This window comes from Streptomyces sp. UH6 (genome assembly GCF_013421635.1).
GTDB lineage: Bacteria > Actinomycetota > Actinomycetes > Streptomycetales > Streptomycetaceae > Streptomyces > Streptomyces abyssomicinicus.
On record NZ_JACADT010000023.1, the window covers coordinates 1 to 22,178 of the forward strand.

The window sequence follows — 22,178 nt, forward strand, 5'->3', positions numbered from 1 at the left end:
GCCAGCCAGGGCGCCAGCTCGCCGGTGGACAGCACCGAGCCGTCCAGCTCGACGCCGCTCTGCGCGGCGGGCGAGGGACCCGCCTCCTCCTCGGCTGCCGGGTCCACGGCGAACAGCCGCTCCCGCAGCGAGGGGTTACGGATCTCCAGCGTGTCCAGGATCATCGCGACCGACTTGCGGTCGTAGGCCGCCCGCTCCAGCGCGGAGACCCCCACCGGCAGCTCGACGTCCCGGACCATCTCGGTCAGTCGGCGGTTCAGCTTCACCGACTCCAGGTGGTCGCGGAAGTTCTGACCCGCCTTGCCCTTGACCTCCTCGGCCCGCTCCACCAGCTCGGCGAACGACCCGAACTGGTTGATCCACTTCGCGGCCGTCTTCTCGCCCACGCCCGGGATGCCCGGCAGGTTGTCCGACGGGTCACCGCGCAGCGCCGCGAAGTCGGGATACTGCGCCGGGGTCAGGCCGTACTTCTCGAAGACCTTCTCCGGCGTGAACCGGGTCAGCTCCGACACGCCCTTGGTCGGGTACAGCACCGTGGTGTGCTCGGACACCAGCTGGAAGGAGTCACGGTCGCCGGTGACGATCAGGACGTCGAAGCCCTCCGCCTCCGCCTGCGTCGCCAGCGTCGCGATGACGTCGTCCGCCTCGAAGCCCTCCACCGCGAACCGCCGCACGGCCATCGCGTCCAGCAGCTCGCCGATCAGCTCCACCTGGCCGCGGAACTCGTCCGGCGTCTTCGCCCGGTTCGCCTTGTACTCGGTGAACTCCTCGGCCCGCCACGTCTTGCGGGACACGTCGAAGGCCACCGCGAAGTGCGTGGGCGCCTCGTCGCGCAGCGTGTTGGCCAGCATCGAGGCGAAGCCGTAGATCGCGTTCGTCGGCTGGCCCTGCGCCGTCGTGAAGTTCTCCGCGGGCAGCGCGAAGAACGCGCGGTACGCGAGCGAGTGCCCGTCCATGAGCATCAGCCGCGGACGCTCACCGCCGGGGGTCGTGTCGGTCTTCTTCGATGCTGTATCCACCACGCCCTCGATCCTGCCACGCCCCACGGACAGCCCGCGCCCACCCACCGGCCGCCCCGGCTCCCCGCTCCGGCCCGGTCACCCGTGGCGGTGATCCGCCGGGCCGCTCCGCGAGAGTTCTCCACAGGTCTCGCGGAGCCTCCTCCACAGCTCTCCCGCAGGCCCGCGCCCCCGTGCAAGGATCTTGGACGACAGCCGACCCGACAGCCGCACCACCGGTGCAGAAGAGGTGAGCGCCATGGCGAGCAAGCCCCCCGCCGCCGATCCCGCGCAGGACGCCCCCCGCGTCACCGAGCCCCGGCACGCAGCGGCCGGCCTGCCCGCCCTCGGTCACACCCTGCGCATCGCCCACCAGCAGATGGGTGTCCGCCGCACGGCCCTCACTCTTCTGCGGGTCAACCAGAAGGACGGCTTCGACTGTCCCGGCTGTGCCTGGCCCGAGGGCGACAAGCGGCACGCCGCGGAGTTCTGCGAGAACGGCGCCAAGGCCGTCGCAGAGGAGGCCACCCTCCGCCGGGTCACGCCGGACTTCTTCGCGGCCCACCCGGTCGCCGACCTCGCCGGCCGCAGCGGTTACTGGCTGGGCCAGCAGGGGCGCCTGACCCGTCCCATGTACCTGGCCGAGGGCGCCACCCACTACGAGCCCATCGGCTGGGACGAGGCCTTCGACGTGATCGCCGAGGAGATCCACGCCCTCGACTCCCCCGACCAGGCGGTGTTCTACACCTCGGGCCGGACCAGCAACGAGGCCGCCTTCCTCTACCAGCTCTTCGCCCGCGAGCTGGGCACCAACAACCTTCCCGACTGCTCCAACATGTGCCACGAGTCCTCCGGCTCCGCCCTCACCGAGACCATCGGCATCGGCAAGGGCAGCGTCAGCCTCGAGGACCTCCACCAGGCCGACCTGATCATCGTCGCCGGACAGAACCCGGGCACCAACCACCCGAGGATGCTCACCGCCCTGGAGAAGGCCAAGGCCGCCGGGGCCCGCGTCATCAGCGTCAACCCCCTGCCGGAAGCGGGGCTCGAACGGTTCAAGAACCCGCAGACCCCCAAGGGCCTCACCACCGGCACCGCCCTCACCGACCTGTTCCTCCAGATCCGCATCGGCGGCGACCAGGCCCTCTTCCGCCTCCTCAACAAGCTCGTCCTGGAGACCGAGGGAGCCGTGGACGAGGCGTTCGTCCGCGAGCACACCCATGGCTACGAGGAGTTCGCCGAGGCCGCCCGCGCCGCCGACTGGGCGGAGACCCTGGCCGCCACCGGTCTCACCCGCGAGGAGATCCACCAGGCCCTCGACATGGTGCTCGCCTCGAAGCGCACCATCGTCTGCTGGGCCATGGGCCTCACCCAGCACAAGCACTCGGTCCCCACCATCCGCGAGGTCGTCAACTTCCTGCTGCTGCGCGGCGACATCGGCCGTCCCGGGGCCGGTGTCTGTCCCGTGCGGGGGCACTCCAACGTCCAGGGCGACCGCACCATGGGCATCTTCGAACGCCCCGCGCCCGCCTTCCTCGACGCCCTGGAACGCGAGTTCGCGTTCGCCCCGCCCCGGCACCACGGCCTCGACGTCGTCAACGCCATCCGCGCGCTGCGCGACGGCGCCGCCAAGGTCTTCTTCGCCATGGGCGGCAACTTCGTCGCCGCCACCCCGGACACCGACGTCACCGAGGACGCCATGAGGCGCGCCCGCCTCACCGTCCACGTCTCCACCAAGCTCAACCGCTCGCACGCGGTCACCGGCGCCCGCGCCCTGATCCTCCCCACCCTCGGCCGCACCGAGCGCGACCTCCAGGCCGGCGGCGAGCAGTTCGTGACGGTCGAGGACTCCATGGGCATGGTGCACGCCTCCCGCGGCCGCCTCGAGCCGGCGAGCCCGCACCTGTTGTCCGAACCGGCCATCGTGTGCCGCCTCGCGCGCCGCGTCCTGGGCCCCGGAAGCGCCACGCCGTGGGAGGAGTTCGAGAAGGACTACGCCACGGTCCGCGACCGCATCTCGCGGGTCGTCCCCGGCTTCGAGGACTTCAACGCCCGCGTCGCCCACCCCGGGGGCTTCACCCTCCCGCACGCGCCGCGCGACGAACGCCGCTTCCCCACCGCCACCGGCAAGGCGAACTTCACCGCCGCGCCCGTCGAGTACCCGGTGATCCCCGAGGGCCGCCTGCTGCTGCAGACGCTCCGCTCGCACGACCAGTACAACACCACGATCTACGGCCTCGACGACCGCTACCGGGGCATCCACGGCGGACGCCGCGTCGTCCTCGTCCACCCGGAGGACGCCGCCGGCCTCGGCGTCGCCGACGGCTCGTACGTCGACCTGGTCTCCGAGTGGAGCGACGGCACCGAGCGCCGGGCCCCCGGCTTCCGCGTCGTCCATTACCCCACCGCCCGGCGGTGCGCGGCCGCCTACTACCCGGAGACCAACGTCCTGGTGCCGCTCGACTCCACCGCGGACGTCAGCAACACCCCGGCCAGCAAGTCCGTGGTGATCCGTCTGGAACAATCCGCAGCGGACTGAGCGTTTGCTCAGCCGGCGGCGCGGCAGCGTCGCCGGCACCACCGCAGGCGCCACCGCACCAGGTCTCCCCCGAACGAATTGGAGCCGGCCCCATGGGCGAGCAGCACACCGTGAAGTTCCCGCAGGAAGTCCTCGACGAGTACGCGAGCCTCGGCCTCGACCTGCCCGCCCTCTTCTCCGCCGGCCATCTCGGCACCCGTATGGGCATCGAGGTCAAGGAGGCCTCGGCCGAGCGGGTCGTGGGCACCATGCCGGTCGAGGGCAACACCCAGCCCTACGGCCTGCTCCACGGGGGCGCCTCGGCCGTCCTCGCCGAGACGCTCGGTTCGGTCGGCTCCATGCTGCACGGCGGCCCTTCCAAGATCGCCGTCGGCGTCGACCTCAACTGCACCCACCACCGCGGCCTGAGCTCCGGCGTGGTCACCGGGGTCGCCACCCCGGTCCACCGCGGCCGCTCCACGGCCACCTACGAGATCGTCATCAGCGACGAGCAGGACCGCCGCGTCTGCAGCGCCCGCCTCACCTGCCTCCTGCGTGACGCCTGACGGCCCACCGCGCTCCCCCACGGGGCGCCCCGAGCGGCACCACCGCCCGGGGCGCCCCTTTTTTCTTGAATTCTTCTTCCGCGAGTAACGCTGCGTAACACGATCGAAATGAATGCATGGTGCATTCATTTAACGCGTGACAACGCTGTCAGGTAATGAGTGAAAGCTCGAGTGCTCCTGAACGCCGAAACGCTGCGTCCTGCACTTTCTCAACATGTGGACCGGCCGAATCCGCCGGAATTAACCTCTTCCACCCACTCCTTACCGCTCTGCATTACCTCGTGTCATAACAAGAGCGTCACATCCTTGGTCAGGCACTCCTCCCTATAACCGCCTCGCGCCTAGAGTCACCGCCAGTCACCGCGCCGTGGGAACAGCAAATCCGCCCAGCGCCTCGACTCGGCCGCATTCCAGACCGGAACGGCCGTGCCAGGGAAAGGACACAACGTGCGTCAACGTCTCCTCGCACTGACCGCCGCGCTGGCGGCGGGAGCGCTCACCCTCACCGCCTGCGGCTCTCGCGACGAGGGCAACAAGGGCGGCGGCGGCTCCGGCGACGTCAAGGTCGTCATCGGCCTCGACGCCCCGCTCACCGGCGACCTGTCCGCACTGGGCCTCGGCATGAAGAACGCCGCCGACCTCGCTGCCAAGACGGCCAACAAGAAGAAGTTCGTCGACGGCGTCACCTTCGAGATCGACGCCCGCGACGACCAGGCCCAGCCCTCCGTGGGCGCGCAGAACGCGCAGGCCTTCATCAGCAACAAGGACGTCCTCGGCGTCGTCGGCCCGCTGAACTCCAGCGTCTCCCAGCAGATGCAGAAGCCGTTCAACGACGCCGGCCTCACCCAGGTCTCCCCGGCCAACACCGGCACCGAGCTCACCCAGGGCGACGGCTGGAAGGACGGCAACTCCGTCCGCCAGTTCGACACCTTCTTCCGCACCGCCACCACCGACGAGGTGCAGGGCGCCTTCGCCGCCGAGTACCTCTTCAACGAGGCCGGCCTCAAGAAGGTCTACCTGATCGACGACCAGAAGACCTACGGCGCCGGCCTCGCCGCGTCCTTCAAGGCCAACTTCACCAAGCTCGGCGGCAAGATCGTCGGCAACGACCACATCAACCCGGACGACCGCGACTTCAACGCCGTCGTCACCAAGATCAAGAAGACCGGCGCCGAAGCGCTCTACTACGGCGGCGAGTACCCGGCCGCCGCGCCGCTGAGCCAGGCCCTCAAGGACAGCGGCCAGGCCATCCCCCTCATGGGCGGCGACGGCATCTACTCCGGCGAGTTCCCCAAGCTCAACAAGAAGGCCGAGGGCGACCTCGCCACCTCCGTCGGTGAGCCGGTCGAGAAGCTCGACTCCGCCAAGGACTTCATCGCCAACTACCAGGCCGAGGGCTACGAGGACGCCTACGAGGCGTACGGCGGCCTCACCTACGACGCCACCTGGGCCGTGATCGAGGCCGTCAAGCTGGCGGTCGAGGGCAACGACGGCAAGCTCCCGAGCGACGGCCGCAAGGCGGTCCTCGAGGCCATGAGCAAGATCAAGTTCCAGGGCGTCACCGGCGAGATCTCGTTCGACGAGTTCGGTGACACCACCAACAAGACCATGACCGCCTACAAGGTCAAGGACAACGCCTGGGCCCCCGAGTACAGCGGCTCCCCCAAGCTCGACTGATCACCCCGGTCGAGCGACCGGCACCACACATTGATTCAGGCCGCGCGGGCGCGCCCACCAGCGCTCCCGCGCGGCGCCATATCCGAACCACCCCAACGGAGGCCCTGCGGTGAACGAACTGCCGCAACAGCTGGCCAATGGACTCATCCTCGGCGCGATGTACGGACTCATCGCGATCGGCTACACGATGGTCTATGGAATCGTCCAGCTCATCAACTTCGCCCACGGCGAGATATTCATGGTCGGAGGCTTCGGGGCGCTCACCGTCTACACGGCCCTTCCCAGCAGCCTCGGCCTCCTGACAGCCATCCCCCTCATGATCCTCGGCGGCATCGTCGTCTCCGTCCTCGTCGCCACCGCGGCGGAACGCTTCGCCTACCGGCCCCTGCGCACCGCGCCACGCCTGGCCCCGCTGATCACCGCCATCGGCCTCTCCCTCGCGCTCCAGCAGGCCGTCTGGATGTGGTACCCCGACGCCAAGAAGGACGTGCCCTTCCCCCGCTTCGAGGGCGACGCCGTCAACATCCTCGGCGCCCACATCCAGCGCGGCGACCTCTTCGTCCTCATCGCGGCGCCCCTGTGCATGATCGCCCTCGGGGTCTTCGTCAACAAGACCCGCACCGGCCGCGGCATGCAGGCCACCGCCCAGGACCCCGACACCGCCAAGCTCATGGGCGTCAACACCGACCGCATCATCGTCATGGCCTTCGCCATCGGCGCCGCGTTCGCCGCCGTCGCCGCCGTCGCCTACGGGCTCAAGAACGGCCAGATCGGCTTCCGCATGGGCTTCCTGATGGGCCTCAAGGCCTTCACCGCCGCGGTCCTCGGCGGCATCGGCAACATCTACGGCGCCATGCTCGGCGGCATCGTCCTCGGCGTCGCCGAGTCCCTCGCCACCGGCTACATCAGCGACATCCCCGGCATGGAGCTCTTCGGAGGCGGCGGCTGGAAGGACGTCTGGGCCTTCGCGCTCCTCATCATCGTCCTCCTGGTCAGGCCCCAGGGCCTGCTCGGCGAGCGCGTCGCGGACAGGGCGTGATACCGATGACCACCAAGCCCAGCAAGATCGCCAAGTCCCACACCGCGATCATCCCCCTCCCGGCCGCCACCGCCCGCGCCGTCACCGTCGCGGGCGCCGCCCTCGCCCTCGCCGGCACCTTCCTCGCCTGGACCTGGACCAGCGAATTCCCCGGCGACCTCACCGTCACCGGCTACCCCGGCGGCCTCCAGGTCCTCACCCTCGTCGGCGCCGTCCTCACCCTGCTGTTCGCCCTCTCCGGCTACCACGTCCGAGGCCTCGGCTGGCTCACCCCCGGCGGCACCAACAGCCCCGTGCGCCTCAGCGCCCTCGGCGTCTTCGGCACCACCGGCTACACCATCGGCGCCATCAGCTACGAACTCGGCGGCGTCGTCAACCTCGAGCCCGGCGCCTGGGTCTCCGGCGGCGGCGCGGTCCTCGCCGTCATCGGCGCCCTCGGCCTGCCCGCCGACCAGCCCCACGACGAGGACGCCGGCCCCTGGGCCAAACTCCGCAACGCGCTCACCGCCCCCGAGCCCGGTCGCGCCAAGGCCCTCTCCTCCTGGGCCGAGATCCTGATCATCACCGCCGCCTTCGGCATCGGACTCTGGGTCTTCTCCTACGGCATCGCCACCGAGTACTCCGAACTCTTCATCGGCTTCGTCGTCCTCGCCGCGTTCGCCTTCAGCGCGGTGCTGCGCGCCGGACTGATCAAGCGGCTCTCGGCGCTCACCGCCAAGCACCGCAACGTCACCCTGGCCGCCGCCTTCGCCGCGGCGATCTGCTTCCCGTTCACCCAGAGCAACGACCAGTTCGCGCTCATCGGCGCCAACATCCTGATCTTCGCCACCGTCGCCCTGGGCCTCAACGTCGTCGTCGGCCTCGCCGGCCTCCTCGACCTCGGATACGTCGCCTTCCTCGGTGTCGGCGCCTACGCCGCCGCCCTGGTCTCCGGCTCCCCGCAGTCGACCATCGGCGTGCACTTCCCCTTCTGGGCCGCCGTCCTCACCGGTGTCGCGGCGTCCCTGGTGTTCGGCGTCCTCATCGGCGCCCCCACCCTGCGGCTGCGCGGCGACTACCTCGCCATCGTTACCCTGGGCTTCGGTGAGATCTTCCGCATCACCATGAACAGCCTCAACGGCACCAGCGGACCCGACGTCACCAACGGTTCCAACGGCATCCCGAACATCCCCGACCTGGAGCTCTTCGGCTTCAACTTCGGCGTGCCGCACGATGTCCTCGGCTTCCAGCTCACCCGGCCCGGCAACTACTACCTGCTGATGCTGCTGTTCACGGCCATCGTGGTGCTGGTCTTCCGCCGCTCCGCGGAATCCCGCATCGGCCGCGCCTGGGTCGCCATCCGCGAGGACGAGACCGCCGCCACCGCCATGGGCATCAACGGCTTCCGCCTCAAGCTCCTCGCCTTCGCACTCGGCGCCGCGCTCGCCGGCCTCGCGGGTTCCGTCCAGGCCCACGTCTCCTACAGCGTCACCCCCGAGCAGTACCAGTTCGCCGGCTCGGTGCCGCCCAACTCGGCCTTCCTGCTGGCCGCCGTCATCCTCGGCGGCATGGGCACCATCAGCGGCCCCCTCATCGGCGCCGCGCTGCTCTACCTCATCCCGGCGAAGCTCCAGTTCATGGCGGACTACCAGCTCCTCCTCTTCGGCATCGCGCTCATGCTCCTCATGCGCTTCCGCCCCGAGGGCCTGGTCGCCGACCGCAGGAAGCAGCTCGAGTTCCACGAGACCGGACAGACCGACGTACCGGACGCCGCGACGCTTCCCGAGGGCGCCACCGGCGTCGCCAAGGCAGGGGCGTGACCGCCATGACCACCACCACCAACGCGACCACCACCAAGGTCCTCGACGTCAGCGGCGTCACCATGAAGTTCGGCGGGCTCACCGCCGTCCGCGAGGTCGACCTCGCCGTGAACAGCGGCGAGATCGTCGGACTCATCGGGCCCAACGGCGCGGGCAAGACCACCTTCTTCAACTGCCTGACCGGCCTCTACGTCCCCACCAGCGGCACGGTCAAGTACAAGGACACCGTCCTGCCGCCCAAGCCGCACCTGGTCACCAAGGCCGGCATCGCCCGCACCTTCCAGAACATCCGGCTCTTCGCCAACATGACCGTTCTGGAGAACGTCCTCGTCGGCCGGCACACCAGGACCAAGGAAGGCCTCTGGTCCGCCCTCCTGCGCCTGCCCGGCTTCAAGCGGGCGGAGGAGGAGTCCCGGGCGAGGGCCATGGAGCTCCTGGAGTTCACCGGTCTCGCCCACAAGGCCGACCACCTGGCCCGCAACCTGCCCTACGGCGAGCAGCGCAAGCTGGAGATCGCCCGCGCCCTCGCCAGCGAGCCCGGCCTCCTCCTCCTCGACGAGCCCACGGCCGGCATGAACCCCGCCGAGACCCGGGCGACCGAGGAACTCGTCTTCGCCATCCGCGACATGGGCATCGCCATCGTCGTCATCGAGCACGACATCCGGTTCATCATGAACCTCTGCGACCGCGTCGCCGTGCTCGTCCAGGGCGAGAAGATCGTCGAAGGCCCCGCCGAAGTCGTCCAGCGCGACGAGCGCGTCATCGCTGCCTACCTCGGCGAACCCTACGAAGACACCACCGCCGCCGACAGCGCCGCCCCCTCCCCCGAGGCCCCCCGGGCCGACGCCGAGGACCAGGACGACGCCGGACCCGGCAAGGAGAACGACCGATGACCGCACTCCTCGAGGTCGAGGACCTCCGCGTCGCCTACGGCAAGATCGAAGCCGTCAAGGGCATCAGCTTCAAGGTCGACGCCGGCCAGGTCGTCACCCTCATCGGCACCAACGGCGCCGGCAAGACCACCACCCTGCGCACCCTCTCCGGGCTCCTCAAGCCCTCGGGCGGCACCATCCGCTTCGAGGGCAAGAACCTCGACAAGGTGCCCGCCCACAAGGTGGTCAGCCTCGGCCTCGCCCACTCCCCGGAAGGGCGCCACATCTTCCCCCGCATGTCCATCGAGGACAACCTGCGGCTCGGCGCCTACCTCCGCGACGACCGGGACGGCATCACCCGGGACATCCAGCGCGCCTACGACCTCTTCCCCATCCTCGGGGAGCGCAGGAGGCAGGCCGCCGGAACCCTGTCCGGCGGCGAGCAGCAGATGCTCGCCATGGGCCGTGCGCTGATGTCCCAGCCGAAGCTGCTGATGCTCGACGAGCCCTCCATGGGGCTCTCGCCGATCATGATGCAGAAGATCATGGCCACCATCAGCGAGCTCAAGGCGCAGGGCACCACCATCCTGCTCGTCGAGCAGAACGCCCAGGCGGCGCTCTCGCTCGCCGACCACGGCTATGTGATGGAGATCGGCAAGATCACCCTCACCGGCACGGGTCAGGAACTCCTGCACGACGAGTCGGTCCGCAAGGCCTACCTCGGCGAGGACTGACGCCCGCCCGGCTCCGCCCGGCACACGCGGCGAGGCCCGTACCCCTGGACGACAGGGGTACGGGCCTCGCCCGCGTCCGTTCCGGTTGCGGTCCGGCGCCCGGCGTCCGGCGCCCGGTGTCAGCCGCGCCCGGCCTTCTTCTCCTCGGAGTCGGCGATGACGGCCTCCGCGACCTGCTGCATCGACATCCGGCGGTCCATCGACGTCTTCTGGATCCACCGGAACGCCGCCGGCTCGCTCAGCCCGTACTCGGTCTGCAGGATCGACTTCGCGCGGTCCACCAGCTTGCGGGTCTCCAGCCGCTGGGAGAGATCGGCGATCTCCTTCTCCAGCTCCTTCATCTCCGTGAACCGCGACACCGCCATCTCGATCGCGGGCACCACGTCGCTCTTGGAGAACGGCTTCACCAGGTACGCCATCGCACCGGCGTCCCGGGCCCGCTCCACGAGCTCGCGCTGCGAGAACGCGGTCAGCATCAGCACCGGGGCGATGGACTCCTCCGCGATCTTCTCCGCCGCGGAGATGCCGTCCAGCTTGGGCATCTTGACGTCCAGGATCACCAGGTCCGGCCGGTGCTCCCGGGCCAGCTCCACGGCCCGCTCCCCGTCCCCGGCCTCGCCGACGACCGTGTAGCCCTCCTCCTCCAGCATCTCCTTGAGATCCAGCCGGATCAGGGCCTCGTCCTCGGCGATGACGACCCGGGTGGTCTGCGGCGGGACGTGCGACTTGTCGTCGTCGACGGGCTGGGGGGTCTCGGGGGCGGTCACGCTGGCTCCTCGGGCTCAGGGCAGAGTACTGCTGCCAAGACCTTACCTAGCTGCGGTAAGGTATGAGCGCAGAGGGGGAGACCCAACCTTCGGTTCCTCGAGCCCCGGTAGCCCAACTGGCAGCAGGCAATGGATTCAAAACCCATACAGTGTCGGTTCGAATCCGACCCGGGGCACTTTTCCTTATATTCGAAGGCTTGTGAAACAGGCGGATGTTCCCGTTACGGTGAACATCCGCCTTTCACCACGGAGGGCGACAAGTCGCCACCGATAGTGGCCACATGTACGACCTCAGCACACGCCGGCGGGCCTTGTCCCTTGTCGCGCAGGGCCGCAGCCTCAATTCGGTCAGCAAGGAACTGGGCGTCTCCCGGGCCGCGATCCGCGAATGGCAGGTACGGCTGATCCCCTTGCAGCGCGCGGGGGCCGACTGCGAACGGTGCCGCCCTGTCCCCGAACCGCCCGACAACGGTGCCGCCTACTCCTACCTGCTGGGGCTTTACCTCGGCGACGGCTGCATCAGCGCAGGCCGCAACTCCAGCCTCGTCATGCGGATCGCATGCGCCGACGCCTGGCCGGGGCTGATCGATGCGTGTGAGGAGGCGCTGGGCGCGGTCCGACCCGCCAACAGCGTGTTCCGGGTGCAGCGCCAGGGCTGCACCATGGTGACCATGGGCAGCAAACACTGGGCCTGCCTCTTCCCCCAGCACGGCCCCGGGCGGAAGCATGACCGTTCCATCGCCCTCGCCCCGTGGCAGCAAGCCGTCGTGGACGCGCACCCGTGGGAGTTCATCCGGGGTCTGATCCACTCCGACGGGTGTCGCGTCACCAACTGGACCACACGCGTCGTGGGCGGTGAGCCCAAACGCTACGAATACCCGCGGTACTTCTTCACCAACACGTCTGGCGACATCCGCCGCCTGTTCGTCGAAACTCTCGACAAGGTCGGCGTCGAATGGAAAGTCTGCACCCGCAACGGGATCCCCTTCAACGTCTCCGTCGCCCGCAAGGCGTCCGTCGCCCTCATGGACGCCCACGTGGGCCCCAAGTACTGACTCAGTCCTCCCCGATGTGGTGCACCCGCACCAGGTTGGTCGTCCCCGAGACGCCCGGCGGGGAGCCCGCCGTGATGACCACGACGTCGCCCTTGCGGCAGCGGCCGTACTTCAGCAGCAGTTCGTCGACCTGGTCGACCATCGCGTCGGTAGAGTCGACGTGCGGCCCGAGGAACGTCTCCACGCCCCAGGTGAGGCTGAGCTGCGAGCGGGTCGCCGGCTCGGGGGTGAAGGCGAGGACCGGGATCGGGGACCGGTAGCGCGACAGGCGCCGCACGGTGTCGCCGGACTGGGTGAAGGCGACGAGGAACTTGGCGCCGAGGAAGTCGCCCATGTCCGCCGCCGCGCGGGCCACCGCGCCGCCCTGGGTGCGGGGCTTGTTCCGCTCGGTGAGCGGCGGGAGCCCCTTGGCGAGGATGTCCTCCTCCGCGGCCTCGACGATGCGCGCCATCGTCCGCACGGTCTCCACCGGGTACTTGCCGACGCTGGTCTCGCCGCTGAGCATCACCGCGTCGGTGCCGTCGATGACCGCGTTGGCGACGTCGGAGGCCTCGGCGCGGGTGGGCCGGGAGTTGTCGACCATCGAGTCGAGCATCTGGGTGGCGACGATGACCGGCTTGGCGTTGCGCTTGGCGAGCTTGACCGCCCGCTTCTGCACGATCGGCACCTGTTCCAGCGGCAGTTCGACGCCCAGGTCGCCCCGGGCGACCATGATGCCGTCGAAGGCGGCGACGATCTCCTCGATGTTCTCGACGGCCTGGGGCTTCTCGATCTTGGCGATGACGGGGAGGCGCCGGCCCTCCTCGTCCATGATCCGGTGGACGTCCTTGATGTCGAGCGCGCTGCGCACGAAGGAGAGGGCGATGACGTCGAAGCCGGTGCGCAGCGCCCAGCGCAGGTCGGCCTCGTCCTTGTCGGAGAGGGCGGGGACGGAGACGGCGACGCCGGGCAGGTTGAGGCCCTTGTGGTCGGAGACCATGCCGCCTTCGACGACGATGGTGTGGATCAGCGGGCCCTCGACGGAGCGGACCTCCAGCGTGACCTTGCCGTCGTCGACGAGGATGCGCTCCCCGACCGCGACGTCGTTGGCGAGGCCGTGGTAGGTGGTGCCGCAGAGGTGGCGGTCGCCGTCGGCGCCGGGTTCGACGCTGATGGTGAAGGCGTCGCCGCGCTCGAGGAGGACGGGGCCTTCGTGGAAGCTGCCGAGACGGATCTTGGGGCCCTGGAGGTCGGCGAGGGTGCCGACGCTGCGGCCGGTGTCGTCCGCGGCCCGGCGCACCCGGTGGTAGCGCTCCTCGTGCTCGGCGTAGCCGCCGTGGCTGAGGTTGAAGCGGGCGACGTCCATGCCGGCGTCGACGAGCTCCCTGACGCGGTCGTAGGCGTGGGTGGCGGGCCCGAGGGTGCAGACGATTTTTGCTCGGCGCATGGTTCGACCATAGGGCTTACCGGCGGGTAGGCCGTTCGTGTTGGCGTTCTGTTCAACAACCTTCACGGCAACTGTTGTTGTGGTGAATGGGGGTTCGATAAACGGACCCCCGCCGGACCCCCGCCGGACCCCCGCCGCCGGCTCAGAGCGTCGGCTCAGAGTGTCGGCGGCGCCATGGTGAAGCGGGCGTTCACCTGGGCGCGGACGTGCTGGCGCCGGGGTTCGAGTTCGAGGGCGGGAGGCTCGGGCGCGGCTCCGGGGGCGGCGGGGCCGGCGAAGCCCCCGGGCCGTGGCATGCCCCGGCCGACGGGAGCGGCGTCGGCGCCGATGTCGGCGATGTCGACGACGCCGGTGAGGGTGGTGCCGAGTGCCTCGGCGTACTCGCGGGCGCGGACGACGGCCTGCCGGACGGCCTCCTGACGGGCGCGCCGGTGGGCCGGCGAGTTCGTGCGCAGGGACCAGTAGGGGCCGCTGACGCGGGTGTGGTCGAGGTCGGCGAGGCGGGTGGTGAGTTCGCCGAGGACGGTGAAGTCGGTGATCTCCGCGCTGAGGGTGACCCGTCCGCCGTAGGCGCGGATGCGTTCGCCGCGGCCGCGCTGGCTGAGTTCGGGGGTGACGGAGAGGGAGCCGGTCTCGACGTGGGCCACGGCGTCGCCGTAGCTCCTGACGAGTTCCAGGGCGGTGTTGTTGCGCAGGGTGAGGTTGGCGATGGCGTCGCGCCGGTCGGTGCCGCGGGCGGTGACGGTGAGGGTGATCCGGGCGACCTCGGGGTCGACCTCGAGGTGGGACTCGCCGCGCACGGCGACGCGCGGGTGCCCGGAGGACGGCTGCCCTGAGGACGACTGGTCGGTGACGGGTTCGGCTTCCATGCGGTCACCCTGCCAGGACCAGCCGGTTCTTGGCGCGTCGCTTACCGGATCGCAACCTGGCGGCCCTGTCGGGGGCGGATCCGGTGGTGAAGAATCTACGCGCGTTGGCATTGTCGTCGGGAGGTGCGGGAGCATGGCGTTGGATCGCCGGAAGTTTCTGAAGAGGTCTGCGGTGACGGGTGCGGGTGTGGCGCTTGCGGGAGGTGCGGCGGGGGCTCCGGCCGCCCAGGCGGCTCCGGCTGCGGCCGGGACCGGGGGCCGTCCGGGCAAGCGGTTCGCCCTGACGGTGATGGGGTCGACGGACCTGCACGGCAACGTCTTCAACTGGGACTACTACAAGGACGCGCGGTACCAGGACGCGGCGGGCAACGCGCTGGGCCTGGCGCGGATCTCCTCCCTGGTGAAGCAGGTGCGGGCGGAGAAGGGCGCCGGCCGGACGATGCTGATCGACGCGGGCGACACCATCCAGGGCACCCCGCTGACCTACTACTACGCCAAGGTGGACCCGATCACCGCCGAGGGCGGGCCGGTGCACCCGATGGCCCGGGCGATGAACAGGATCGGCTACGACGCGGTCGCGCTGGGCAACCACGAGTTCAACTACGGCATCGAGCTGCTGCGCACATTCGAGTCGCAGTGCGACTTCCCGCTGCTGGGCGCCAACGCGGTGGACGCGACGACGCTGAGGCCGGCGTTCCCGCCGTACTTCTTCAAGACGTTCCACGTGCCGGGCGGTGCCCGCCCGGTGAAGGTGGCGGTGCTGGGGCTGACCAACCCGGGCATCGCGATCTGGGACAAGGCGTACGTGCAGGGCAGGCTGAAGTTCCCGGGCCTGGAGGAGCAGGCCGCGCTCTGGGTGCCCAAGCTGCGCTCGATGGGCGCCGACGTGGTGATCGTGTCCGCCCACTCGGGTACGTCGGGCACGTCCTCGTGGAGCGACCAGCTGCCGTACGTGGAGAACTCGGCGGCGAACGTGGCGCGCCTGGTCCCCGGCATCGACGCGGTCCTGGTGGGTCACGCCCACAAGGAGATCGCCGAACTGCGGGTGGTGAACGAGGAGTCGGGCAAGGAGGTGGTGCTCTCCGAGCCGCTGATGTGGGGCGAGCGGCTGTCGCTGTTCGACATCGAGCTGGTCTTCGAGCGGGGCCGCTGGTCGGTGGAGTCGGTGTCGGCCTCGCTGCGGAACGCGAAGGACGTGGAGGAGGACCCGGAGATCGTGGCGCTGCTCCAGGAGCAGCACGACGCGGTCGTGGAGTACGTGAACCAGGTGGTCGGCACCGCCACGGTGACGCTGACGACGGTGGAGGCGCGTTACAAGGACGAGCCGATCATCGACCTGATCGCGAAGGTGCAGGAGGACGTGGTGAAGGCCGCGCTGGCCGGCACCGAGTACGCGTCGCTGCCGGTGGTGGCGCAGGCGTCGCCGTTCTCGCGGACGTCCCAGATCCCGGCGGGCGAGGTGACGATCCGGGACCTGTCGAGCCTGTACGTGTACGACAACACGCTGGTGGCGAAGGTGCTGACGGGCGCGCAGCTGAAGGACTACCTGGAGTTCTCGGCGGAGTACTACGCGCAGGTCGCGGCGGGTGCGCCGGTGGACGTGAACACGCTGACCAACGCGGGGAACCGTCCGGACTACGCGTACGACTACGTGTCGGGCGTGACGTACGACATCGACATCGCTCAGCCGGCCGGCTCGCGGATCAGGAACTTCGCCTTCGAGGGCGCCCCGGTGGCGGCGGACCGGAAGTTCGTGCTGGCGGTGAACAACTACCGGGCGAACGGCGGCAGCGCGTACCCGCACGTGGCGTCGGCGCCCGAGGTGTGGGCGGAGTCGACGGAGATCCGGACGCGGATCGCGGAGTGGGTCACGGCGAAGGGTGTGCTGGATCCGCGGGACTTCGCGTCGGTGGACTGGCGTCTGACGCGGGACGGGGTTCCCGTCTTCTAGTCCTCGGGGGCCGGATCGGCGGCGTCGGCGGGTTCTCCGTCGGCGCCGTCGGCGTGTGCGGGCACGGGCGCCGTCGGGTCAGCGCAGACCGAAGGTGGTGAAGGCGGTGCGGTCCGGGAGCCGGTGGATCTCCTTGCCGGTGAGGGTGTTGAGGATGGTGGCGCTGCGCCAGGCGACGAGGCCGAGGTCGGGCGCGCCGACGCCGTGGGTGTGGAGTTCGGCGTTCTGGACGTAGACGTCGCCGGTGATGGCGGCGTCGAGGCGGAGCCGGTAGTGGTCGTCGACCTGGGGGCGGCCGGCGTGGTCGCGCCGGATGTGGTGGGCGAGGCCGGTGAGCAGGTGGTCGAGGGGGCGCTGGCGGTAGCCGGTGGCGAGGACGACGGCGTCGGTCTCGAGGGTGGTGCGGGTGCCCTGCTCGACGTGCTCCAGGCCGAGGCGGATCCTCCCGTGGGGCGGCTCGTGCGGTGCGGGGGCCGCCTGCCCGTCCGGTGCGGACGACGCCTGCCCGTCCGGTGCGGACGACGCCGGCCCGTCCGGTGCGCGGTCGGCGGTGCGGACGTGGACGCCGGGTGTGAGGGCGGCCGCGGGCCAGCCGCCGTCGAGGGTGCGGCGGTAGAGCTCGTCGTGGATGGCGGTGATGGTGTCGGCGTCGATGCCCTTGTGGAGCTGCCACTGTCCGGCGACGAGCCGGTCGCGGACGGGTTCGGCGAGCCCGTGGAAGTAGCGGGTGTAGTCGGGCGTGAAGTGTTCGAGTCCGAGCTTGGAGTACTCCATGGGGGCGAACGCGGGGGTGCGGCCGAGCCAGTGGATGTGCTCCCGGCCCGGGGGGCGGTGGCGCAGCAGGTCGAGGAAGACCTCGGCTCCGGACTGCCCGGTGCCGATGACGGTGAGGTGCCGGGCCTTCAGCAGGCGCTCGCGGTGGTGGAGGTAGTCGGCGGAGTGGATGACGGGGGCGTGGGGGTCGTCGGCGAGCGGGCGGAGCGGTGCGGGGACGTGGGGTTCGGTGCCGATGCCGAGGGCGATGTGCCGGGCGGGGGTGCGGTGCCGGCTCCGGGGGGTGCCGTCGGGGCCGAGGCGGGTGTGCTCGACCTCGAAGAGGGCGCGGCGGGCGTTCCAGCGGATGGTGTCGACCTGGTGGCGGAAGTGGAGGCCGGGGAGGTTCTCGCTGACCCAGCGGCAGTAGGCGTCGTACTCGGCGCGGTGGATGTGGAACCGCTCGGCGAGGTAGAAGGGGAAGAGCCGGTCGCGGGCCCTGAGGTAGTTGAGGAAGGTCCAGCGGCTGGCGGGGTCGACGAGGGTCACCAGGTCCGCCAGGAAGGGCACCTGGAGGGTGGTGCCGTCGATGAGCAGCCCGGGGTGCCAGTCGAAGGCGGGGCGGCGTTCGTAGAAGGCGGTGTCGAGCTGGCTCAGCGGCTGGGCCAGGGCGGCGAGGGAGAGGTTGGCGGGGCCGATGCCGATGCCGACGAGGTCGCGCGGTGGGGGTCCCCCCTGCTCGGGTGGGGGTTCCCCCTGCTCGAGCGCGGTCGGGAGTTCGGGGGCGGTGTCGTCCGGGGCCGGGTGTGTCATGGGGGGGTCGTCCTCCGTGGGGGGTTCGGAGTCTTAACGACCGTGGGGGTGCGGGGACGCGGGGCGGTGGAGCCCCGCGTCCCCGGCTTCGGGCCGGTGCCGATCGGCCGACGGCGCGGTCGGGCCGGCACGGCGGTCAAGCCGGCGCCGTGGTTCGGCCGGCACTGCGGTTCGGCCGTCCGCCGTGGTTCAGCCGTCCGCCGTGGTTCAGTCGGCGCCGCGGACCCGGAGGGCGCGTGCGAGGTCGTCGAGCTGGTCGGCGAGCTTGCGGCGCAGTGCGGGGGTGACGTCGTCGCCGTCGAGGCAGGCGCGGCCGCGCCGCAGGGTCTCCTCCTCGACGGCGTGGACGGGGAAGGCCCACTGTCCGGCGGCCTCGGCGATGGCGGGACCCCGGCGCCGTGCGACGGCGGGGGCGTCGGTGAACCAGCGGGTGACGTACTCGGCGGTGAGGTCGGCCTGTTCCGGCTGCCAGAAGCCCTGGGCGGTGGCGGTGAACAGGTAGTTGGACAGGTCGTCGCCGCGGAACATGGCGTCCCAGGCGCGCTTCTTGGCGTCCGCGTCGGGGAGGGCGGCGCGGCAGCGGGCGGCGCCTTCCTGGCCGGTGGCGCTGGGGTCGCGTTCGAGTTCCTGGGCGACGGCGGTCTCGTCGACGGCGCCGAGGACGGCGAGGCGGGCGAGGATGCGCCAGCGCAGTTCGGGGTCGAGTTCGGGGCCGCCGGGGACGGTGTCCTCGGCGAGCCAGGCGAGGAGGGTGTCGGCGCGCTGCGCGCTGCCGATGCGGTGGCGGACGGCGGTCAGGCGCAGGCCGGGCTGGGAGCCGTCCTCGGTGCGGCGCGTCAGGTCGCGGCAGAGTTCCCCGATGAGGGTGAGGGCCTCCGCGCGTCGTCCGGGTGCGAGGTAGCGGTCGGTGATCTGGGCGCGGGCGAAGGTGAGGACGCCCTGCACGATGGCGAGGTCGCTCTCCTCGGGCAGGTGGGCGCTCGCGGTGGCGAGGTAGTCGAACGGGTCGAGGTCGCCGTCGCGGACCATGTCGCGCAGGGTGTTCCACAGGACGGCGCGGGTGAGGCCGTCGGGTACCTGGGAGAGGCCGCGCAGGGCGGTTTCCAGGGAGTGTCCGTCGAGGCGGATCTTGGCGTAGGTCTGGTCCTGGTCGTTGGGGACGACGAGGGCCGGGCGGACGCCGGTGTGGGTCTCGGGCCCGCCGGGGACGTCGGTCTCGTGGCGTTCGCGCAGGACGAGGCTGCGGTCGGAGCCGAGGACGCGGTCGTAGACGCCGACGGTGATGCGGTGCGGGCGGGCGCCTTGGCGGTCGAGCGCGAGGGTCCAGCGGCCGGGTCCGGTGCCGGTGGTGGCGGTGAGCGTGTCGACGCCGGTGGTGCGCAGCCAGGCGTCGGCCCAGGCGTGGACGTCGCGGTCGGTGTGGGCGGCGAGGGAGTCGAGGAAGTCGGCGAGGGTCGCGTTGGCGAACTTGTGGCGGGCGAAGTGGGTGTTGATGCCGGCCAGGAAGTCCTTCTCGCCGAGCCAGGTGACGAGCTGGCGCAGGGCGCTGGCGCCCTTGGCGTAGGAGATGCCGTCGAAGTTGAGGAGTGCGGCGGCGGTGTCGGGGACGTGTTCGGGGGCGACGGGGTGGGTGGAGGGGCGCTGGTCGGCGTCGTATCCCCAGCTCTTGCGGGTGACGGCGAACTCGGTCCACGTCTGGGTGAAGCGGGTGGCCTCGGTGAGGGTCTGGTAGCCCATGTACTCGGCGAACGACTCGTTCAGCCAGATGTCGTCCCACCAGCGGAGGGTGACGAGGTCGCCGAACCACATGTGGGCCATCTCGTGGGCGATGACCATGGCGCGGGTCTGGCGTTCGGTGTCGGTGACCGCGGAGCGGTAGACGAACTCGTCGCGGAAGGTGACGAGTCCGGGGTTCTCCATGGCGCCGGCGTTGAACTCGGGGACGAACGCCTGGTCGTAGGAGTCGAAGGGGTAGGGCTCGTCGAACTTGGCGTGGTAGCGGTCGAAGCACCGGGTGGTGACGTCGAGGATCTCGTCGGCGTCGTTGTCGAGGTGGGGGGCGAGGCTGGCGCGGCAGTGGATGGCGAAGGGGAGTCCGCGGTGCTGGGTGCGGACGGAGTGCCAGGGGCCCGCGGCGACGGCCATCAGGTAGGTGGAGACGGGGGGTGTGGTGGCGGCGGTCCAGGTGCCGTGGCCGTCGTGGGTGGTGCGGCTGTTGGCGAGGACGGTCCAGCGGTCGGGGGCCTTGACGGTGACGTCGAAGGTGGCCTTGAGGTCGGGCTGGTCGAAGGCGGCGTAGACGCGCTGGACGTCGTCGAGGAAGAGCTGGGTGTAGACGTAGGTCTCGCCGTCGGTGGGGTCGGTGAAACGGTGCATGCCTTCGCCGGTGCGGGAGTAGCGCATGGCCGCGTCGACGGTGAGTTCGTGGTCGCCGGCGGTGAGTCCGCGCAGGGGGAGCCGGTTGTCCACGAGGGTGCCGGGGTCGAGGGGCTGTCCGTCGAGCGTGGCGGTGCGCAGTTCGGCGGGCTTGAGTTCGACGAAGGTGTCCGCGTCGGCGCGGGCGGTGAACCGGATGGTGGTCCGGGAGTCGAAGGTGTCCTCGCCGGTGGTGAGGTCGAGTGCCACGGTGTAGTGCAGGACCGTGAGGAGGTCTGCTCGGGTCTGCGCTTCGTCGCGCGTCAGTACGGACATGGGCACATGCTGCCTGATGCGGGGGCCTTGGCGCAGGGGCGTCGGGACTCGGTGACGCGGGCGCCCGGGTCGCGGTGGGTCGTACCGGGGCGCGCGGGGGTCAGCGCCGGTCGCCGGCGGTGTCGTCCGTGTGCTCCGCGATGCGTTCGTGGTGCCGGATGACCTCGGCGATGATGAAGTTGAGCAGCTTCTCCGCGAAGGCCGGGTCGAGCTTGGCGTTCTCGGCGAGCCGCCGCAGCCGCGCGATCTGCTCGGCCTCGCGGGACGGGTCGGCGGGCGGCAGCTGGTGCCGCGCCTTGAGCAGGCCGACCTGCTGGGTGCACTTGAACCGTTCGGCGAGCATGTGGACGACGGCGGCGTCGATGTTGTCGATGCTGTCGCGCAGCCGGCCCAGCTCTTCGCGGACGGCGGGGTCGACGGGGGCGTTGTTGCTGGTCGTCATGGTCGCTCACTGTATGCGGCGGTGCGGGCGGGCGGCGGCGGGGTCCCACAGTGTGGGCGGGGTGTCGGGGCACGGGGGTGGTCCCGCCGTCGTCCGCCCCGCTCCGGGCGCGAGGGCTCCGCCGTGTGCCGCGCCTCCGTGTGCCGCACCACCGTGGTGTGCCCCGCCCGGCCGTGTGACCGCCCCGGGGCAGGGCGTCCTGCCCCGGGGGCGGATCACGGGCAGGGCGTCCTGGCCCGATCACCGGAGGCAGCCGGTCACCTGGGGCGTCCGGTCACCGGGGACGTCCGGTCACCGAGGGCGTCCGGTCACCGAGGACGTCCGGTCATCGGGGGCGTCCGGTCACCGGAGGCAGCCGGTCACACCGCCGGTCACGGGGTGTGCGTCCGCGTTCCGTTCCTCCCCCGTCGCGCGGCCAGGCCTTCCCAGGCCCGGGTGAACAGCGTCGGCAGCGGGACGGAGGGCACGGCGGCCAGGTGGGACGTCGACCGGTGCTCCCGGGCGAGCGGCAGGAGACCGGTTTTCTGCGCCTCGACGGGAAGGCGCGGCGGCTTGCGGTCCAGCCAGGCGCCCGGCAGGAAGAGGGAGCGGCCCGCTCGTGGGCGGGTGGCCCGCAGCACCCTGCCCGACGCGGCCAGTTCGGCCGCCGCCTCCTTGAAGCGGGCGGGCTTCCATCCGGTCCACGCCTTGACGTTGCGGTCCGTCGGGTCGGGCAGGGCCAGCAGCATCAGGTGGAGCGCGGCGGCGTCCTCGCCCAGCCCGTAGGCCCTGGCGCACTCCTCGACCAGGTGCGGCACCGACCGCCCGGGGTGCTGCTCCCAGCCCGCGGGCCGGTCGGCGTCGGCGCTCAGGTGTTCCCCGAGCGCGGCGAAGTCCTCGCTCAGCAGCAGCCGCAGGTCGGCGAGGGCGGGGAGTCCGGAGGGGCCGGGCAGCCACTGGGAGGGCAGCACGGAGTCGAGGTAGGCGTCGAGGGCGTCCAGCACCGGATCGTCGGCGCCCTTGAGCGCGGCGGGGTCGACGCGCAGGTGCCGCAGGTCGTGCACCGGGTCGTCGGCCTCCGTGACCGCCGGGTGGGCGGTGAGCGCGTCCGTGGCGGGCGGCGGCCCCATCAGGTAATTGCTCTGCAGGGAGAAGAGCGTGAGCGGGCCGGGGACCGCCGCCAACGCCTCACGCAGCCGGGATATCGCCGCGCCGGCCGCGGGGCGCAG

16 protein-coding genes, 1 tRNA gene and 1 pseudogene are annotated in these 22,178 nt (G+C 70.9%); 10 read left to right on the forward strand and 8 right to left on the reverse strand.

What is annotated here, in order from left to right:
• A partial coding sequence (locus HW445_RS03625; protein ID WP_308798256.1) for a 5'-3' exonuclease H3TH domain-containing protein occupies positions 1-1,022 on the reverse strand: 1,022 nt, incomplete at its 3' end.
• A gap of 235 nt (positions 1,023-1,257) precedes the next feature.
• Between HW445_RS03625 and HW445_RS03630 the strand changes: the two genes are divergently transcribed.
• The 7 genes from HW445_RS03630 to HW445_RS03660 all read left to right on the forward strand — a co-directional run bounded on the left by HW445_RS03630 (position 1,258) and on the right by HW445_RS03660 (position 10,203).
• Positions 1,258-3,537 (forward strand): FdhF/YdeP family oxidoreductase, encoded by a 2,280-nt coding sequence (locus tag HW445_RS03630; RefSeq protein ID WP_180219578.1) that lies wholly within the window; start codon positions 1,258-1,260, stop codon positions 3,535-3,537.
• Between the two features lie 92 nt (positions 3,538-3,629).
• Positions 3,630-4,082: a hotdog fold thioesterase gene (locus HW445_RS03635; RefSeq protein WP_151772752.1), complete on the forward strand. Its 453-nt coding sequence runs from the start codon at positions 3,630-3,632 to the stop codon at positions 4,080-4,082.
• Between the two features lie 447 nt (positions 4,083-4,529).
• Positions 4,530-5,759, forward strand: a complete 1,230-nt coding sequence (locus HW445_RS03640; protein WP_180219579.1) for a branched-chain amino acid ABC transporter substrate-binding protein — start codon at positions 4,530-4,532, stop codon at positions 5,757-5,759.
• Between the two features lie 109 nt (positions 5,760-5,868).
• Positions 5,869-6,798 (forward strand): branched-chain amino acid ABC transporter permease, encoded by a 930-nt coding sequence (locus tag HW445_RS03645; protein ID WP_180219580.1) that lies wholly within the window; start codon positions 5,869-5,871, stop codon positions 6,796-6,798.
• Between the two features lie 5 nt (positions 6,799-6,803).
• Complete coding sequence (locus tag HW445_RS03650; protein ID WP_180219581.1) at positions 6,804-8,597, forward strand: branched-chain amino acid ABC transporter permease; 1,794 nt, start codon at positions 6,804-6,806, stop codon at positions 8,595-8,597.
• A 5-nt stretch (positions 8,598-8,602) separates the two neighbouring features.
• A complete protein-coding gene (locus HW445_RS03655) occupies positions 8,603-9,490 on the forward strand; it encodes an ABC transporter ATP-binding protein (RefSeq protein ID WP_180219591.1) in 888 nt (295 codons plus the stop codon).
• Positions 9,487-10,203: an ABC transporter ATP-binding protein gene (locus tag HW445_RS03660; RefSeq protein WP_180219582.1), complete on the forward strand. Its 717-nt coding sequence runs from the start codon at positions 9,487-9,489 to the stop codon at positions 10,201-10,203. The genes HW445_RS03655 and HW445_RS03660 overlap by 4 nt, the downstream gene beginning before the upstream one ends.
• A 119-nt stretch (positions 10,204-10,322) precedes the next feature.
• Here HW445_RS03660 and HW445_RS03665 read toward each other — a convergent pair whose 3' ends face one another.
• A complete protein-coding gene (locus HW445_RS03665) occupies positions 10,323-10,970 on the reverse strand; it encodes an ANTAR domain-containing response regulator (protein ID WP_180219583.1) in 648 nt (215 codons plus the stop codon).
• Positions 10,971-11,071: 101 nt separating this feature from the next.
• On the opposite strand from HW445_RS03665, the gene HW445_RS03670 reads away from it, so the two are divergent.
• A tRNA-Leu gene (locus tag HW445_RS03670) sits at positions 11,072-11,146 on the forward strand.
• A gap of 105 nt (positions 11,147-11,251) precedes the next feature.
• Positions 11,252-12,025 carry a helix-turn-helix domain-containing protein gene (locus tag HW445_RS03675; RefSeq protein ID WP_180219584.1) on the forward strand — a complete coding sequence of 258 codons (774 nt, stop codon included), beginning with the start codon at positions 11,252-11,254 and terminating at the stop codon, positions 12,023-12,025.
• 1 nt (position 12,026) lies between these two features.
• Here the strand turns inward: HW445_RS03675 and pyk are convergent, their stop codons facing one another.
• Complete coding sequence (gene pyk, locus HW445_RS03680; protein WP_180219585.1) at positions 12,027-13,451, reverse strand: pyruvate kinase; 1,425 nt, start codon at positions 13,449-13,451, stop codon at positions 12,027-12,029.
• Between the two features lie 155 nt (positions 13,452-13,606).
• On the reverse strand, positions 13,607-14,320 hold the full coding sequence (locus HW445_RS03685) for an SIMPL domain-containing protein (RefSeq protein WP_180219586.1): 714 nt from the start codon (positions 14,318-14,320) through the stop codon (positions 13,607-13,609).
• 133 nt (positions 14,321-14,453) lie between these two features.
• Here HW445_RS03685 and HW445_RS03690 point away from each other — a divergent pair, with 133 nt between their 5' ends.
• Complete coding sequence (locus HW445_RS03690; protein ID WP_180219587.1) at positions 14,454-16,271, forward strand: bifunctional UDP-sugar hydrolase/5'-nucleotidase; 1,818 nt, start codon at positions 14,454-14,456, stop codon at positions 16,269-16,271.
• 78 nt (positions 16,272-16,349) lie between these two features.
• Here HW445_RS03690 and HW445_RS03695 read toward each other — a convergent pair whose 3' ends face one another.
• The 4 genes and pseudogenes from HW445_RS03695 to HW445_RS03710 all read right to left on the reverse strand — a co-directional run.
• Complete coding sequence (locus tag HW445_RS03695; RefSeq protein ID WP_180219588.1) at positions 16,350-17,837, reverse strand: lysine N(6)-hydroxylase/L-ornithine N(5)-oxygenase family protein; 1,488 nt, start codon at positions 17,835-17,837, stop codon at positions 16,350-16,352.
• Between the two features lie 207 nt (positions 17,838-18,044).
• The gene (gene pepN, locus HW445_RS03700) at positions 18,045-20,528 is read right to left on the reverse strand and encodes an aminopeptidase N (RefSeq protein ID WP_180219589.1); all 2,484 of its coding nucleotides are present in this window, start codon (positions 20,526-20,528) and stop codon (positions 18,045-18,047) included.
• 100 nt (positions 20,529-20,628) lie between these two features.
• On the reverse strand, positions 20,629-20,970 hold the full coding sequence (locus HW445_RS03705; protein ID WP_180219590.1) for a chorismate mutase: 342 nt from the start codon (positions 20,968-20,970) through the stop codon (positions 20,629-20,631).
• A gap of 371 nt (positions 20,971-21,341) precedes the next feature.
• A pseudogene (locus tag HW445_RS03710) lies at positions 21,342-22,178 on the reverse strand (DNA-binding protein); the annotation flags it as partial.